Source organism: Fervidobacterium gondwanense DSM 13020, assembly GCF_900143265.1.
GTDB classification, from domain to species: Bacteria; Thermotogota; Thermotogae; order Thermotogales; family Fervidobacteriaceae; genus Fervidobacterium; species Fervidobacterium gondwanense.
Genome location: NZ_FRDJ01000003.1, coordinates 171,987 through 186,756, shown reverse-complemented (window position 1 = coordinate 186,756; position 14,770 = coordinate 171,987). Strand labels below are relative to the sequence as shown.

Genomic DNA, 14,770 nt, shown 5'->3' with positions numbered 1-14,770 from the left:
ATGCCATTTATGATAGAAAAGGAAAGCAAGCAAAGAGAAATTGACAGACTACCAGGAGTTCCTGTGCTAAAAGTGATAGGTGTTGGCGGTGCAGGTTGCAATGCGATCAACAGAATGGCAGAGATGGGATTGAAGGGAGTTACACTGATCGCTGTAAATACCGACGCGCAAGTCCTCGATGTGAGCAAAGCGGATGTGACTGTGCAGATTGGTGAGAAGTTAACAAAAGGACTTGGTGCTGGTGGAAATCCAAAGGTTGGCGAAGAAGCCGCTTTGGAAGATAGAAAAAAGCTAGAAGAAATACTCCATGGTACTGATATGCTATTCATTACCGCAGGATTTGGAGGAGGTACGGGAACAGGTGCAGCTCCAGTTATAGCTGAAATTGCAAAGAATCTTGGTATACTTACTGTTGCAATCATCACAATGCCTTTCTTTTTCGAAGGAACACCACGCTGGAATGTAGCACTTGAAGGTGTTAAGAAAATAACAGGTAAAGTTGATACACTTATAAAAATCAGCAATAACAAGCTTCTTGAACAGCTGTCTCCATCAACAACAATTGTTGACGCATTTGCTACAGCCGATGAGATACTCCACCAAGGTGTCAGAGGGATATCTGACCTTATCATGAAGCGTGGTTACATAAACCTTGACTTTGCCGATGTTGAATCTGTAATGAGGAATGCAGGAAACGCTATGCTTGGAATCGGTGTTGGAAAAGGTGAAAAGCGCGTCTTTGACGCAGCACGAAGAGCACTTGATAGTAAATTCCTCGATTACCCAATAGAAAACGCAAGGTCTATAATACTCAACATCTCTGCTCCACGCAACGCAACATTACAGGAAATGCAGGAGGCGGCGATGATAGTAAAACAAACATGCAGTGAAGATGCTGACATGAAATTTGGAATGGTTATCGACGACGAACTTTCAGATGACGAAATGAGAGTAACCGTTATTGCAACTCGATTCGATGTTGAAGAGAAATTTGGAAAATCAGAGGAAGATATCCCGGCAATTTATAAATTCGGACTTGAATACAAAGGAAGAGGTAACGAATAAATTAGTGTGAAGATTGTTTTGGTGCCAACGGGGGGATAGATCTGGAGAAGAAGATTAAGAAACTTGGTGACGTTTTGTTAGAGAAAGGTATTGTAAAACCATCAGAATTAGAAAATGCATTGAACTTACAAAAAGAACTTCGCAAACCGCTTGGCGAAGTTCTCATACAAATGGGTTACTGCACATGGGACGATATAGTCAAAGCTCTTGCAGAACAGTACGAAATTCAAGCATGTCTTGGTGAAATCAAACCAAATGAGGACTTCCTGAAAAGCTTTCCGAAAGACTTGATGACCGAGCTTAAGGTAATACCCATAGAAGAGAAGCAAGGTAAAGTACTGCTCGGAATATCTAATGTCTACGATATACCAGTAATCAAGCGCAGAATAAAATTCAGACTTGGAAAAGATGCGGACTTTTGCCTTATGCCCCCAACAGTTTTTGATACATTATATAATGGGATTTTACATGGGATGTCTTCAGGTGTTATAGCTGAGGAATTAGGTGAAATCATAACCCAGCAGGAAGCCCTACAACAGGAACAAGCTGAGGAAAAGGAAGCCACCGAACAGGAAGAAACACCAATTGTGAAGTTGGTTTCAAATATAGTCAACCATGCAATTGAGCTCGATGCAAGCGATATACATATAGAACCGCAAAGAAGGAACGTAGTCGTTCGATACCGCGTTGACGGTGTCCTAAGAAAAATTACTGAGTATCCGAGAAACATGCATGCAGCAGTTGTATCAAGGATTAAAATCTTATCCGGTCTCGATATTGTTGAAAAAAGGCTTCCTCAAGATGGGAAATTTTTTGTAAAAAAAGATGAAGAGCAATACGATCTGCGGGTCTCAACGATGCCATCAGTTCATGGAGAAAAGGTAGTCATGAGAATTTTGAAGGTCTCGTCTTCCAAGAAAAAATTGGAAGACCTTGGATATTCTCCATACAACTTTGAAAGAATCCAAAGGTTGATTGAACATCCTTATGGAATAATATTAGTCACCGGACCAACAGGAAGTGGTAAATCCACAACATTGGTTGCAATTATAAATTCGCTTAACTCGGAAGATGTGAATATCGTTACCGCAGAAGATCCTGTCGAATACACCGTTGATGGTATAACACAATGTCAAGTGAATGCTGAAATAGGTCTGACCTTTGCTAAGTATCTGAGAGCATTTCTTAGGCAGGACCCAGATATAATAATGGTTGGAGAGATAAGGGATAAGGAAACTGCCCAGTTGGCTGTAGAAGCTTCATTAACGGGTCACTTGGTACTTTCAACACTGCACACAAACACAGCTGCTGGTGCCATTGATAGGTTGGTGAATATGGGTATCGAACCGTCGTTGATTTCAGCGTCGTTGATTGGAGTCATGGGTCAGAGATTGGTTCGAAGAGTGTGCAGTAAGTGTAAAGTTCAGAGAGAACTGCCTGAAAAATATAGAGAAATCGCTGCAAAGCTATTCCCTGATCTCCCACCAATTCAATTTGTAGGTGAAGGCTGCCAATCATGTAATAACACTGGATACAAGGGACGTACAGCTGTCGCAGAAGTTCTTATAGTGAACGACGAAATCCGAAGATTCATTCAGAAAGAAGCATCTACTATGGAACTGGACGCTGCTGCTAGACGAGGCGGCATGCTTAGCATGTTCCAAGATGGTCTATACAAGGTTCTCAGCGGTGAAACAACTATTCAAGAAGTGCTCTCCATGATTGGTGAGGAGGAATAAGCATTGACTTTCGATCCAAGAAAGTATAGAGAGGAAAAAGAAAAAGAGATAAGCCAGACATACGGAAATATGAGGAAGAGAAGTTTCAAGTTTCTCTTCCTCAATATATTTATAGTACTTATGGTATTCGTTTTCCTGTTTTTTGTACGCAACATTTCCCCAAGACTTTATTCGAACATAGCTGATTCTTTACAGTTGACGATTGAATTAAACAAACTGGAATACAGCGCACCCGAGAAAGTGGGTGCAAGAGTATACGTTGTCAATACTAAGAGAACAGACAAAAATTTTGTAGTTAGCGAATTTTATTTCCAACTTTCAAATGATAAGAGAACAATCTATGATTTTAATTACCAGAGCGCAGTGGAAGGAGTAGCACCTGCACTTGGCAAGCGTTTACTTTTCAACCTCGAAGACCAAGTTTCCGTATCAAACTTGGAGAATGGAACATACTATGTATACGCAAGATGCAAGATAAACGGTAAGCCAGTTGAAATAAAGCGCTCTTTCAACTACACCGAAGAAATTTTCTACGGAATTTTAACTCAGCAGTTCTATCTTGTTGGAGAAGAAATTCAACCTTCACTGATAATTGTAAACAGAACAGCTAAAACCCAGGAATTGAAATTGGAAAGAATCGTTTGGACTTATAAAGATGACAAAATGACGCAGAACCTGAGCGAGATGGTAAGAATACATCCTGGCCAGTTCGCAACGTTTCAATTCGAGAGAAGATTTAAAGTACTGGACTTGGGAAATGCAGAGTTGTCTGCCCAAGTTTATTTTGATGACGGTAGTATAAAGGAGGTAAAGATACTTGTCCCAACAGTTAAGGATTATGAAAGAAATCCAAAGGATTTGGACTTCAGCATAGAAACCTTAGAATCTGTAGTAATCAATAAATCTGCTGATATTCAAGTCTTTCTGATAAACAAAATAAACAGAGAACGCTTTATCAAATATGATAGTGTACAGTTCAGTATCCCCGAGATTGGTTACAATTTTGAGCTTAGAAATCGGCGTTTGTACGCTTTTCCTTTTGGGAAGACTTTAATTGGAAAGTTGGAAAGACTTTCTTTTACAAAACCGGGTGTTTATAATCTGATAATTACTTTCAAAGCTGAAAACGCAAAGCTCGAAAAGAAGATAGCAGTCGCTGTTGGCAAGTAAATCTATAAACAGTGTGGAGGGATAAACGTGAGTGATTTAAAACATTCAGGTCATCAGAAAATTGAATGGGTTTCTAAGCATATGAAATTGCTCAATCATATCCAGAGCATGGGAAATACATTGACGGGTTTGAAAATAGGAATGTCTATTCACTTAGAAGCAAAAACTGCATATCTGGCAATAACTTTGAAAAAGCTCGGTGCTGATGTTATAGTCACCGGATGTAATCCACTTTCCACTCAAGACGATGTGGCAGAGGCTCTCAAAGACTTTGGAATATCAGTTCACGCAAAAAGAACAGAAAGCGAGAAGGAATATTTCTCTTTTTTGCACAAAATACTCGATTACAAGCCGGACCTAATACTTGATGACGGTGCAGACCTGACAGTTTTAGCTCACACAGAAAGAACTGAGGTACTTGAAAGATTGAAAGGAGTATCAGAGGAAACGACAACAGGTGTGAGAAGGTTGAAAAACCTCGAGAAAAATGGTAAATTAAGAATCCCTGTTATCGCAGTAAACAATGCAAAGATGAAATTCATGTTCGATAATAGGTATGGGACTGGTCAATCAACGTTAGATTCTATAATGAGAAACACAAACTTGCTAATCGCCGGTAAAAACGTACTTGTAGCTGGTTACGGCTGGTGTGGGCGTGGCATTGCGATGCGCGCACATGGACTCGGTGCAAAAGTGATGGTTAGTGAGGTTGATCCAATTAAAGCTGTGGAAGCTATCATGGACGGGTTTGAAGTTGGAAGGATAGAAAACCTCGCACCAAAAGCTGACTTTATTATAACCGCTACCGGTGTATGCAACATTCTAAATGCTGATGTTATAAGAAATCTTAAAGACGGAGTTGTTCTTGCCAATGCGGGACATTTCAACGTCGAGATTCCAATGGAAATCATCGAAAGGATTGCTGAAGAAAAGTATGAAATAAGGAAGAATGTGACATGCTATAAAATAGATGGAAAAGATATCTTTGTTATTGGACAAGGTAGGTTGGTAAATTTAGCAGCTGCAGACGGGCATCCTGTGGAGATTATGGATATTTCGTTTGCCCTGCAGGCGCTTTCGTTGATATATCTTTCAAGGAATTTCGAGAGATTAGAAAACAGAGTCTACGAATATCCTGAAGAACTTGACAAAAAGGTAGCTCAGCTAAAACTCGAGTCCATGGGTATTGGAATCGACACCTTAACACACGAGCAAGACGAGTACTTAAATAAGTTTTAAGGCGTGAATAGAGGTGTAAGTTGTGCTTTTATTACTTAACAAGAAAAATGATACGCTGCAAGCAGCGCTTTTGGAAAACGGAAGGCTAACCGAAATATACTTCCCAGACGAAGATGAAAGCGTGGCTGGGAATATATTTGTTGGGAAAATCGAAAAATTTGTACCTGCGCTTGAAGCTGCTTTTGTAAAATTGACCAACGATGAAAACGGTTTCTTGAGAATAAAGGATATAAGGGATGAGTATCTAAACTTTTTTGGTTTAAAGAAATTGCAAGAAGGTCAAAAAGTTTTGGTTCAAGTAAAGAAAGAGAGTGGTACAAAAAAGGGACCACAGGTAACAACTAACATAGGATTACCTGGACGGTATGTCGTATTGATGCCGTTTTCTCACAGTGTAGGTATTTCGAGAAAAATACACCAAGAGGAAGACAGAGTAAGACTTAAAAAGCTCGGACATGAGATAAGAGATAAATTCGAATGTGGAGTGATCCTGAGGACTGCATCAAGCGAAGTTTCAGAAGAATATATTTGGGGCGAGGTTGAGATTCTCTATTCTACATGGCTTAAAATCGTTGATGATTTTAAACGCTCTAAAAAGGTAAAATTGTTGTACAAGGACTTAGATACGGACTCTTTCGTGTTTAGAGAGTTTCTAAAGGCTGGGGTTGAAGAAGTTATCGCTAACAGCGCAGAGTTAAGAGAGCTTGTCAGAAGCTATTCAAAGAACATTCGAGTAAAAGTAGTAGAAACTGATGTGTTTGAAGAATATGGAGTTAACAAAGAACTGAAGAGAGTTCTTAACAGGTCGATACCTCTTCCATCAGGTGGTGAAATTGTTGTTGACAAAACTGAAGCGATGGTCGTTATTGATGTGAACTCTGGACATTACACAAGTACTGATGACCATGAACAACTGTCAGAAATAACAAATTTGGAGGCCGTAAAAGAAATAGCTCGGATCCTTAGATTGAGAAATCTTGGAGGAATGATAATAGTTGATTTTATAGACATGAAAACTGAAGCCAGTAAGAACAAAATATTGCAAGCAATGAAGGCAGAAGTTATGAAAGACAGAAACAGGGTAGAAATTTATGGATTTACGCAACTTGGTTTACTGGAGATGACAAGAAAGAGAACGACAAAGTCTTTAGACGAAAGATTTACAGTATCTTGTCCTGTTTGTAGCGGAAGTGGACGGGTGATTAACCCGCAATTCGTTATAGAAAAACTTATGTACGAGCTGACGCACAAACCCGCGGATGTCTCGCAAGCAATTATAAAACTGCATCCATACTTTAAGGAACTTATAAACAAGGAAGAGTTGAGACAGATTTCAAAATTAAACGTTCATCTTCATTTTATGTATCATGACCCGAACAGTTATGAATTATCTTGGAAAAAGTAAGACTGTGAAATTGAGCAGATAGGGAGGGCGTTGTTGTGAAAATGGTAGAGAAGATAAAACTGTACATTGATGGAAAAGTTTATGAGATACCTCAAGGAGGAACTTTGGAGGAGATAGCAGACGAATATGGAAAGGAACATAATAAGATAATTTTAGGTGCAAGGATCAACAACACGATAGTTGAATTATTTAGACCCATAAACAGATCCGGAGAAGTGACTTTCATAACCTTAGATAGTCAGGATGGAATGAGGATCTATCAGAGGGGGTTACTATTCATACTTCACGCATCCGTAAGAAAAGTATTTAGAGATTATACACTGAAAGTTCTCCACACTATTGGTCACGGTATATATTGCGAAATACGTGACAATAATACGCCAGTTAACCTATCTGAAGATGACATCAAGGCCATTAGAGACGAAATGTACCAATGGGTTAAAGGAGATTACAGATTCAAGAAAAACGAACTACAAAAGAGTCAGGCTATGACACTTTTTGATGCCGCAGGAATGGAAGACAAAGTTAAGCTATTAAAGTACAGAAAGAAAAAAACTGTTAAGGTTTACGAAGCAGATGGCCACTTTGATTATTTTTACGGATACATGCCACCGTCCACTGGATATTTGAAATGGTTTGAAATAGTAAAGTACGATCAAGGTTTTGTTCTGCTCTTGCCAAGAGTGGAAAACGAAAAAGTAATTGTTCCAGAATTCAAGCCGCTTCCGAAACTTTCTAACGTGTTCTTAGAGTACTCAAGATGGCTCGAGATAATGGAAATCAACAGTGTTGGGGACCTTAACGAAGTTATTGCAAAAGGCGAACGCGCAGTGACTGACTTGATAATATTGGCGGAAGCGTTGCACGAAAAACGAATAGCAATGATTTCTGAAGAGATCAAAAAACGTGAGAGCGTTAGATTAGTACTGATCGCCGGTCCATCATCCAGTGGTAAAACGACTTTTTCAAAGAGACTCATGGTACAACTCAAGGCAAGCGGTTTTAAGCCAGTTACGATATCGTTGGATGATTACTTCGTCGATAGGGAACGAACTCCAAGGGACGAAAACGGAAATTACGATTTTGAAGCTCTCGAAGCTCTTGATGTTGAACTTTTCAACAAGAATCTGGTTGACTTGTTCAACGGAAAAGAAGTTGAAATTCCGAAATTCAATTTTGTGCTTGGCAAAAGGGAATCATCAGGTACAAAGATGAAGATTGAAAAAGATCAAATCATAATAGTGGAAGGTATTCACGGACTTAATCCAAAACTCACCGAGCTTGTGCCAGAGGAATTGAAATTTAAGATATACGCCAGTGCACTCGCCCAACTCAATTTAGATAACGTAAACAGACTACACACAACTGACGTAAGGTTAATAAGAAGAATGGTAAGGGACAGTAAATTCCGAGGGCACGATGCACTTGCCACTCTCAGGATGTGGGATAGTGTCCGAAGGGGTGAAGAGAGAAACATATTCCCGTATCAAGAGAATGCTGATGCTATGTTCAACAGTGCTCTTGTGTATGAACTTGCAGTTTTGAAGATATTTGCCGAGCCACTGCTTGCTGTTGTGCCTGATGACGCCCCAGAATCAACAGAGGCTAACAGACTGCTCAAGATATTGGACTATTTCTTACCAATTACAAATATAGAAGACATACCAAGAACATCTATTATAAGAGAGTTCATAGGAAGAAGCGCGTTTAGATATTAATCAAAAGTTCTCATATAAGAGGTGAAAAGCATGGAGAAACTTGGAGCAACAGAACGTAAGTACCTTTTGGCTGTATATTTAACACTTAATCAGATGGGCTGGACAAGGCTCAAAAAAGTCTCAACATTTCTGAAAGTTAAAATGCCATCCGCCAAACAATTCTTGGAAAGACTATCGGACCTTGGATTAGTTTACTACGAAACGCGAGGCGGTATTTCGTTGACTCCGGAAGGCAAAAGAATTGCAATCTCGGAAAACGCACACTTCAATGCTGTGAAGATGTTCTTCTGTGAAATTTTACAGCTTGACCAAACGCAGTCTGACGAAGCCGCTTGGAATATTTACTTTAATTTAGATCCGGGAACTGTTTCAAGATTTTCTGATTTTGCAAGGTTCTTAGTTGAAGATGAAGGAAAAGAAGTTGTTGAAAAATTCAAGAGTTTCTTGAAACAGCCACGTAAAATGCTTGCACCTTGTCCACTTAATGTTCAAAATAAGGAAGAGAAAGAGGAAAAATAGATCGTAATAATATTATATTGTGGAGGGGCGAAAAATGAGCACTCAACTCAGAGCCAAGGATGTCTTGGAATACGACATCTTAGTGAAGATCAAAAAAGAGGATGTTCACATTCTAAACTATCTTCTTGAAGCCGAGGACAATACAATGAACATTAGAAGTTTTGAAGGTGACTTCTTGAAAGTCATAGCTCCAGCCGATACTGTGATTGATGCTTTGAGACTTCTTGAAAGTGTTAGAAACATTGTTGATTTAGAAGTACTGATGATTAAGCCTAACGAAGGAAGTGCAGATTGAGGTTTTAATATTCAAACCCCAACGTTCACAACGTTGGGGTTCTTTGTAATTATTTGAAGAAAGTGGAGGAGGGAGGAATATGCCTTACACTTCTAATAGCACAAACAAGATAGAATTGCCTACCTACTTTGGAGATTTCTTGATCAGACAGGTAACATCAGATGACATTGAAAAAGCATATGAAATGCGAAAGAATGTGGCGCTTGAAAGTGATACTATACTTTCATCTCCAGAAGAAATAACGATAGATGGAATGAGAAGCTGGATCAACTCATGGCTTCAAGCTGAGAGAAAACTCTTTGTAGTAGTCGAAGATGTGAAAAACTCTAACATTATTGTTGGACAACTTTGGGTGTGGTTTCTGGATACTAAGAAGAAAACATCGCACATTGCAGAATTTGGCTTAGAGATATTGAATAATTACCGAGGACAAGGAATTGGCACAAAGCTAACCGAGCTAGCTATTGCATGGGCGATAAGCAAAGGTGCAAAAAGAATAGAAGCAGAGACTTTAGAGAAAAACATACCTATGAGGAGGATATTTGATAAGTTTGGATTTGAACAGGAAGGAATAAAGAAGTCATACCTTAACGTTAATGGTTCTTACGAAAATGCTGTTATGTATTCACTAATAATAGATTGATGGTGTTAGTTAAGGACCTAAACATTGTGTTTTTTATTATTTTCGAACGTTGAGAAGAATATAATTGTAAGATAAAATTTCATTGAGAATGGATAATTCAATCGGAGGTGAAATTTATGTCAATTACAACAAAAACAGGTGATGCAGGGGAAACGAGCCTTGCAAATGGTGAACGTATATCAAAGGCAAATTTAAGAGTAGAGACATATGGAACCGTTGACGAACTCAATTCCTTTTTAGGACTTTCTAAGCATTTTCTACCCGATTATGAAAGAGAAATTGTTGAAGAAATACAAAAAAACCTTTTTAGAGTAGCTGCCGAATTGGCAAAGGGTGAGCAATACATAAGATTGATCTCAGAGGAAGATATAGAAGTACTAACAAAACACGTTCACTCTTATGAAGAACACGTAAAGTTGGATTCATTTGTCATACCTGGAGAGACAATACCGAGTGCCTATCTTGACGTTTGTCGTACTGTTGCTAGGCGTGCGGAAAGGCTTGTCGTAAGGCTTTCTAACGAGGAACCCGTGCGTGTAGAACTGATAAAATACCTGAACAGACTTTCTGATTTGCTTTACATAATGGCAAGGTTTGTTGAAGGAAAACACTTGACAAAGATAAGGGGCAGCGAAATATGAACAAGCGAATTGTTGTAATAGATGGTGAACATTTGACAATTGAAGACGTGCATCTTGTCAGTCGCAGGTATGCCAAAGTATCCATTTCGCCAGTTGCATATGAAAAAATGGAGAAAAGTAGGAGAGCTATTGATAATGTTATTAATGAGAACAAACCGGTTTATGGTGTTAATACTGGTTTCGGTGCATTGGCAAATGTACGAATCACCAGAGAAAAATTAAAAGATTTACAGAAAAATATAATACTCTCTCATTCTGCGGGAATAGGTAATTACCTTCCTGAGGATATAGTGAGGGCTATGATGCTCATAAGAGCTAACGCTTTAGCAAAAGGTTACAGTGGTATTAGACCCTTAGTTGTGGATAAGCTAATCGAACTTTTGAACAAAGGAATAGCACCCGCCGTGCCAGAAATGGGTTCTGTAGGTGCGAGCGGAGACTTAGCTCCGCTGTCACATATAGCGATGGTATTAATAGGAGAGGGAAAGGTAGTAACAAAGGAAGGAATACGAAGTATAAAGGAATTCGATTTTGCACCAATTGAGCTTGAGGAAAAGGAAGGACTGAGCCTTATAAACGGAACTCAATTCATGGCTGGACATCTTGCCTTAATAATTAGAGACCTTGAAAAGTTTATGAGAATCGCAACGCTCATTGCTGCATCGAGTGTTGATGTTCTTTACGGTACGCCTGCTGCTTTCGATGAGAGAATCCAACTTGCAAGACCACACCCAGGACAGATAAAGATTGCCCAAATGCTTAGAGATTTCTTGGAAGGAAGTGAAATTCGAGAAGCTCACAAAAATTGCTCTAAGGTGCAGGATGCATACACTCTCAGAACAATTCCACAAGTATACGGTGCGGTTTACGATACAATAAATTGGGTTAAGGAGATTGTTGAAAGAGAGATAAACTCAGCAACAGATAATCCATTGGTATTTGGCGATGAGATTATCAGTGGTGGGAATTTCCATGGTGAGCCTCTTGCACTATGCGCAGATTACCTTGCAGTTGCACTTACTTCCATGGGAAACATGATTGAACGGAGAATAGATAGGATTGTTAATCCAAAGGTCAACGAAGGTTTACCACCATTCTTAGCAGGTGGTGAAGAAGGCTTAAATAGTGGTTACATGATATGGCAATATACCGCCGCAGCTTTATGTAATGAAAACAAAGTACTTTCTCATCCGGCAAGCGCCGACACAATACCCACTTCCGCTTATCAAGAAGATCATGTGAGTATGGGGGCAAACGCTGTAAGAAAATTGAGGAGAGTATACGAAAATTTAGTAAGCTTAATATCAATAGAAGCTATGCTTGGAAGCACCGCATTATACTACAGACGTCCTTTGAAAAGTTCTGAACAAATCGAAAAATTTTATGGTATAATTGATGTAAAACCAGGTAATGACAGATTTTTTGGTGATGATTTTGAGCGTGTAAAAAATACAATAGTTAGGGAGGTGCTTTCATGAGTTTACGGACAAAGCTTATATTATCTTTGGTACTTGTAGGTATCTTATCATCTTTTGTAAGTGTGCTTGTTTCTGTTTTAGTCTCAACCTCTGTTGTTAGAGATGCAGCTGGACAAATTCAGTCTTTGGTTCTATCATCTGTGAAAAAAGATATAGAGGTACATTATTTAAACGATATAATCAAACCACTCGCAGATTACTCGTTTAGTGGTGCAATATCACCTTACATGACAAACGTGAGTGATGAACTTGGGCTCAGTCAGCTTGGTTGGGGAGTACGGAATGCTTACAGTGCACTAAACCAGAAAGGTTACCACGATGTCTTTGTAGTTCTTCCAGATATGAGAGTTGTATCAAAGGATGGTTTGGCAAATGTGAAACTACCATCGGAAATAATTGAAAAAGTATTATCAGGAAAGAAAAAGACAGAAATTTATATGCCATACGAGTACAATGGAAAAAATTATATTATGGTTGCTGCTGCTGTTTATGATTTCGGTGAAAATGTTATCGGGGCGCTCGTTGGATTTTATCCAATTGACGAATTGCAAAAAATGGTAAGTAAAATAAAAATTGGTAAAACAGGATACGTTACTCTAGTTTATGGTACTTTAACAGTGGCACACCCAAAAGCTGAATTTGTTGGAAAGCTCGATTTATCAGAAGAAGAAGGAACAAAGATACTTGCTCAAGAAATCACATCCAAAACAAAAGGTACAATAGTGTACACATTTAATGGGAAAAAATTCGCAGCATTTGAAAGAATTGGAAATTACAATTTAACCGCTATAGGTATAATTCCATTTTCGGAAATTACAGAGGCAGCTTATGAAATAATTATGTCTGGTGTTTTCGCTGGTATAATAATCGCACTTGGCGCAGCTTTAATTGCTATATTCCTTACAGACACAATAACTAAACGTATAAATCACGTCGTTGAAATCGCTCAAAAAGTTGCTGAAAATGACCTAACAGCAACTGTTGACGAGGCCAAGCTTGGTAAAGATGAAATCGCCAAATTAGGTCATGCGTTTAAATTGCTTATAGAAAGTTTCAAACAAACAGTAGGCGAAGTTATGAAATTGAGTGCACAAGTTTCTTCAGTTTCATTCATGTTGGACGACCTTGCGAGCAACTCAGCACAAGCAGCGATGACTTCGAAAGAAACAGTTCAAAAGACAACATTAGAAGTACAAGATATAGCGGCAGCAACACAGGAAGCAAACAGCGGAATGGAAGAGATAGCGGCAGGTGCACAGAATATCGCAAAGTACTCGGAAAAGCTTTCTCACAGCGCAGAAGTGATGAAAGAGAATGTGAGTACGGTGTCAGAAAGAATGGTTGAAGTAGAGGTATCTGTAAGCGAGATAAGGAATGGAATGGGAGAATCGTTGACAGCGATAGTAGAGCTGACGAAGTTCTCGAACCAGATAGGAGAGATAGTGGATACGATTTCGAGTATAGCCGAACAGACGAACTTGCTTGCACTGAACGCAGCTATAGAAGCAGCGAGGGCAGGAGAAGCTGGTAGAGGTTTTGCCGTGGTTGCAGATGAAATCAGAAAGCTTGCAGAAGAGAGCAGACAAGCAACTAAGAAGATAGCAGAGATACTCGGCAAGATAGGAGAGCAGGCAAGGAAAGTAGAAAAGGTCACAACTGGTGTGAGTCAAAAAGTTGATGGGTACGTTACGACGGTAAAAGAAGCAGGAGAAAGCTTGAAGTTATTGATTTCGAAGATAGACGAAGTATCAAAGATGACAACAGACCTTGCAGCAACAGCAGAAGAACAGAGTGGGGCAACGGAAGAAGTAAGTGCAGCAATGGATAAGATAACAAAGAACATACAGGAAGTTGAGCATGATGTTGAAGAGATGGCAGCACAGATTGCGAACCAAGCAGAGCAGGTGAACGAGGTTAAGAATTATTCAGATGAACTCTCAAGCGCAGTGAGTCAACTTAACGATTTTGTGAAGAGATTTAATATCTGACAATCAAATCAAAAAAAATACAAACCCCCGACATTTTTTGTCGGGGGTTATTATTTGTTAATACGTCATTATTATTCTTCTTCAACTTCTTCTTCGATATCGTCCAACAACTCTTCATATGGTGGTTTGATTTCTTCTTCCTCTTCTTCAAGGCTTTCTATAGTTCTTTCTTTTATCTCTTCCTTTGTCTGTCCAAGTGGATGAAGTGGGTCCAAGCGACCAGAAAAAATTTCAATCTTATCGCCATTTTCAAATATATATTCCTTGGCATTGACAGGATTTCTGAGCACTTCTAAAACAGCAACCATTACTTCCTCGTCCAAATCTTCGTTTTCTGGAAACTTCAATACAAGCGCTCCGTTATCATATTTAAGTTCGCATCCTTTTTCGGAAACGAGTTTCATTAATTCTTCATTTTTCAATGTGTAACTCGCCCTTTGCTCACTTACATCAAGCTCCATGACGTAGTAGAATGGCATCTTTACACCCCTTGCTCTTTAGCAGCTACGTAAGCCTTAACCTTAGCTGCCAATCTTGACTTCCTCCTGCTCGCTTGGTTTTTGTGTATTGCGCCTCTTCTTGCTGCTTTATCAATCGTACTCTGTGCCTTGATGAAGAGTTTTTGAACTTCTTCAACTGGTTTCTGCTCTGCTATAGCTTTCAAAACTTCCTTAATGCGGTTCTTCATAGCTGTTTTGTAAGCTTTGTTAAGAACTCTTCTTTTTTCAGAAACTCTGACTCTCTTCTCTGCAGACTTGATGTTTGGCATACCAAAACCTACCTCCTGTTTTTCAGTTTTCTGACTTTCTTCATCGATTCACCATCCGTAGATGGTACTTTTAGTACTTTTCCAGAATCTGACAAAAAATC

General features: G+C 39.2%; 14 protein-coding genes. 12 read left to right on the top strand and 2 right to left on the bottom strand.

The window, feature by feature from the left end:
- The 12 genes from ftsZ (at position 1) to BUA11_RS04155 (ending at position 13,900) form a co-directional block, all read left to right on the top strand.
- Positions 1–1,065, top strand: coding sequence for a cell division protein FtsZ (gene ftsZ, locus BUA11_RS04210; RefSeq protein WP_072758658.1), 1,065 nt, complete (start codon positions 1–3; stop codon positions 1,063–1,065).
- Between the two features lie 41 nt (positions 1,066–1,106).
- A complete protein-coding gene (locus tag BUA11_RS04205) occupies positions 1,107–2,804 on the top strand; it encodes a GspE/PulE family protein (protein WP_072758657.1) in 1,698 nt (565 codons plus the stop codon).
- 3 nt (positions 2,805–2,807) lie between these two features.
- Entirely contained in the window at positions 2,808–3,974 is a 1,167-nt protein-coding gene (locus tag BUA11_RS04200) for a hypothetical protein (RefSeq protein ID WP_072758655.1), read from the top strand.
- A gap of 27 nt (positions 3,975–4,001) precedes the next feature.
- Complete coding sequence (locus BUA11_RS04195; protein WP_072758653.1) at positions 4,002–5,213, top strand: adenosylhomocysteinase; 1,212 nt, start codon at positions 4,002–4,004, stop codon at positions 5,211–5,213.
- 22 nt (positions 5,214–5,235) lie between these two features.
- Positions 5,236–6,618 (top strand): Rne/Rng family ribonuclease, encoded by a 1,383-nt coding sequence (locus BUA11_RS04190; RefSeq protein WP_084634352.1) that lies wholly within the window; start codon positions 5,236–5,238, stop codon positions 6,616–6,618.
- A 41-nt stretch (positions 6,619–6,659) separates the two neighbouring features.
- A complete protein-coding gene (locus BUA11_RS04185; RefSeq protein WP_072758744.1) occupies positions 6,660–8,336 on the top strand; it encodes a nucleoside kinase in 1,677 nt (558 codons plus the stop codon).
- A 30-nt stretch (positions 8,337–8,366) separates the two neighbouring features.
- A complete protein-coding gene (locus BUA11_RS04180; RefSeq protein ID WP_072758651.1) occupies positions 8,367–8,855 on the top strand; it encodes a metal-dependent transcriptional regulator in 489 nt (162 codons plus the stop codon).
- Between the two features lie 34 nt (positions 8,856–8,889).
- Positions 8,890–9,150, top strand: a complete 261-nt coding sequence (locus BUA11_RS04175) for a DUF4911 domain-containing protein (RefSeq protein ID WP_143145269.1) — start codon at positions 8,890–8,892, stop codon at positions 9,148–9,150.
- A gap of 79 nt (positions 9,151–9,229) precedes the next feature.
- On the top strand, positions 9,230–9,793 hold the full coding sequence (locus tag BUA11_RS04170; protein WP_072758650.1) for a GNAT family N-acetyltransferase: 564 nt from the start codon (positions 9,230–9,232) through the stop codon (positions 9,791–9,793).
- A gap of 116 nt (positions 9,794–9,909) precedes the next feature.
- Entirely contained in the window at positions 9,910–10,434 is a 525-nt protein-coding gene (locus BUA11_RS04165; protein ID WP_072758649.1) for a cob(I)yrinic acid a,c-diamide adenosyltransferase, read from the top strand.
- A complete protein-coding gene (gene hutH, locus BUA11_RS04160) occupies positions 10,431–11,912 on the top strand; it encodes a histidine ammonia-lyase (RefSeq protein WP_178137742.1) in 1,482 nt (493 codons plus the stop codon). The genes BUA11_RS04165 and hutH overlap by 4 nt, the downstream gene beginning before the upstream one ends.
- Positions 11,909–13,900, top strand: a complete 1,992-nt coding sequence (locus tag BUA11_RS04155; protein WP_072758648.1) for a methyl-accepting chemotaxis protein — start codon at positions 11,909–11,911, stop codon at positions 13,898–13,900. The genes hutH and BUA11_RS04155 overlap by 4 nt, the downstream gene beginning before the upstream one ends.
- A gap of 71 nt (positions 13,901–13,971) precedes the next feature.
- Here BUA11_RS04155 and BUA11_RS04150 read toward each other — a convergent pair whose 3' ends face one another.
- Together BUA11_RS04150 and rpsT are read right to left on the bottom strand one after the other, a co-directional pair.
- On the bottom strand, positions 13,972–14,379 hold the full coding sequence (locus tag BUA11_RS04150; protein ID WP_072758647.1) for a hypothetical protein: 408 nt from the start codon (positions 14,377–14,379) through the stop codon (positions 13,972–13,974).
- Between the two features lie 2 nt (positions 14,380–14,381).
- Complete coding sequence (rpsT, locus tag BUA11_RS04145) at positions 14,382–14,669, bottom strand: 30S ribosomal protein S20 (RefSeq protein WP_072758646.1); 288 nt, start codon at positions 14,667–14,669, stop codon at positions 14,382–14,384.
- Positions 14,670–14,770 lie beyond the last annotated feature (101 nt).

Coding starts and splice junctions, on each gene's coding strand:
- ftsZ (WP_072758658.1), top strand. CDS start 1: ATGCCATTTATGATAGAAAAGGAAAGCAAGCAAAGAGAAATTGACAGA.
- BUA11_RS04150 (WP_072758647.1), bottom strand. CDS start 14,379: ATGCCATTCTACTACGTCATGGAGCTTGATGTAAGTGAGCAAAGGGCG.
- BUA11_RS04175 (WP_143145269.1), top strand. CDS start 8,890: ATGAGCACTCAACTCAGAGCCAAGGATGTCTTGGAATACGACATCTTA.
- BUA11_RS04165 (WP_072758649.1), top strand. CDS start 9,910: ATGTCAATTACAACAAAAACAGGTGATGCAGGGGAAACGAGCCTTGCA.
- BUA11_RS04180 (WP_072758651.1), top strand. CDS start 8,367: ATGGAGAAACTTGGAGCAACAGAACGTAAGTACCTTTTGGCTGTATAT.
- rpsT (WP_072758646.1), bottom strand. CDS start 14,669: ATGCCAAACATCAAGTCTGCAGAGAAGAGAGTCAGAGTTTCTGAAAAA.
- BUA11_RS04185 (WP_072758744.1), top strand. CDS start 6,660: ATGGTAGAGAAGATAAAACTGTACATTGATGGAAAAGTTTATGAGATA.
- BUA11_RS04155 (WP_072758648.1), top strand. CDS start 11,909: ATGAGTTTACGGACAAAGCTTATATTATCTTTGGTACTTGTAGGTATC.
- hutH (WP_178137742.1), top strand. CDS start 10,431: ATGAACAAGCGAATTGTTGTAATAGATGGTGAACATTTGACAATTGAA.
- BUA11_RS04170 (WP_072758650.1), top strand. CDS start 9,230: ATGCCTTACACTTCTAATAGCACAAACAAGATAGAATTGCCTACCTAC.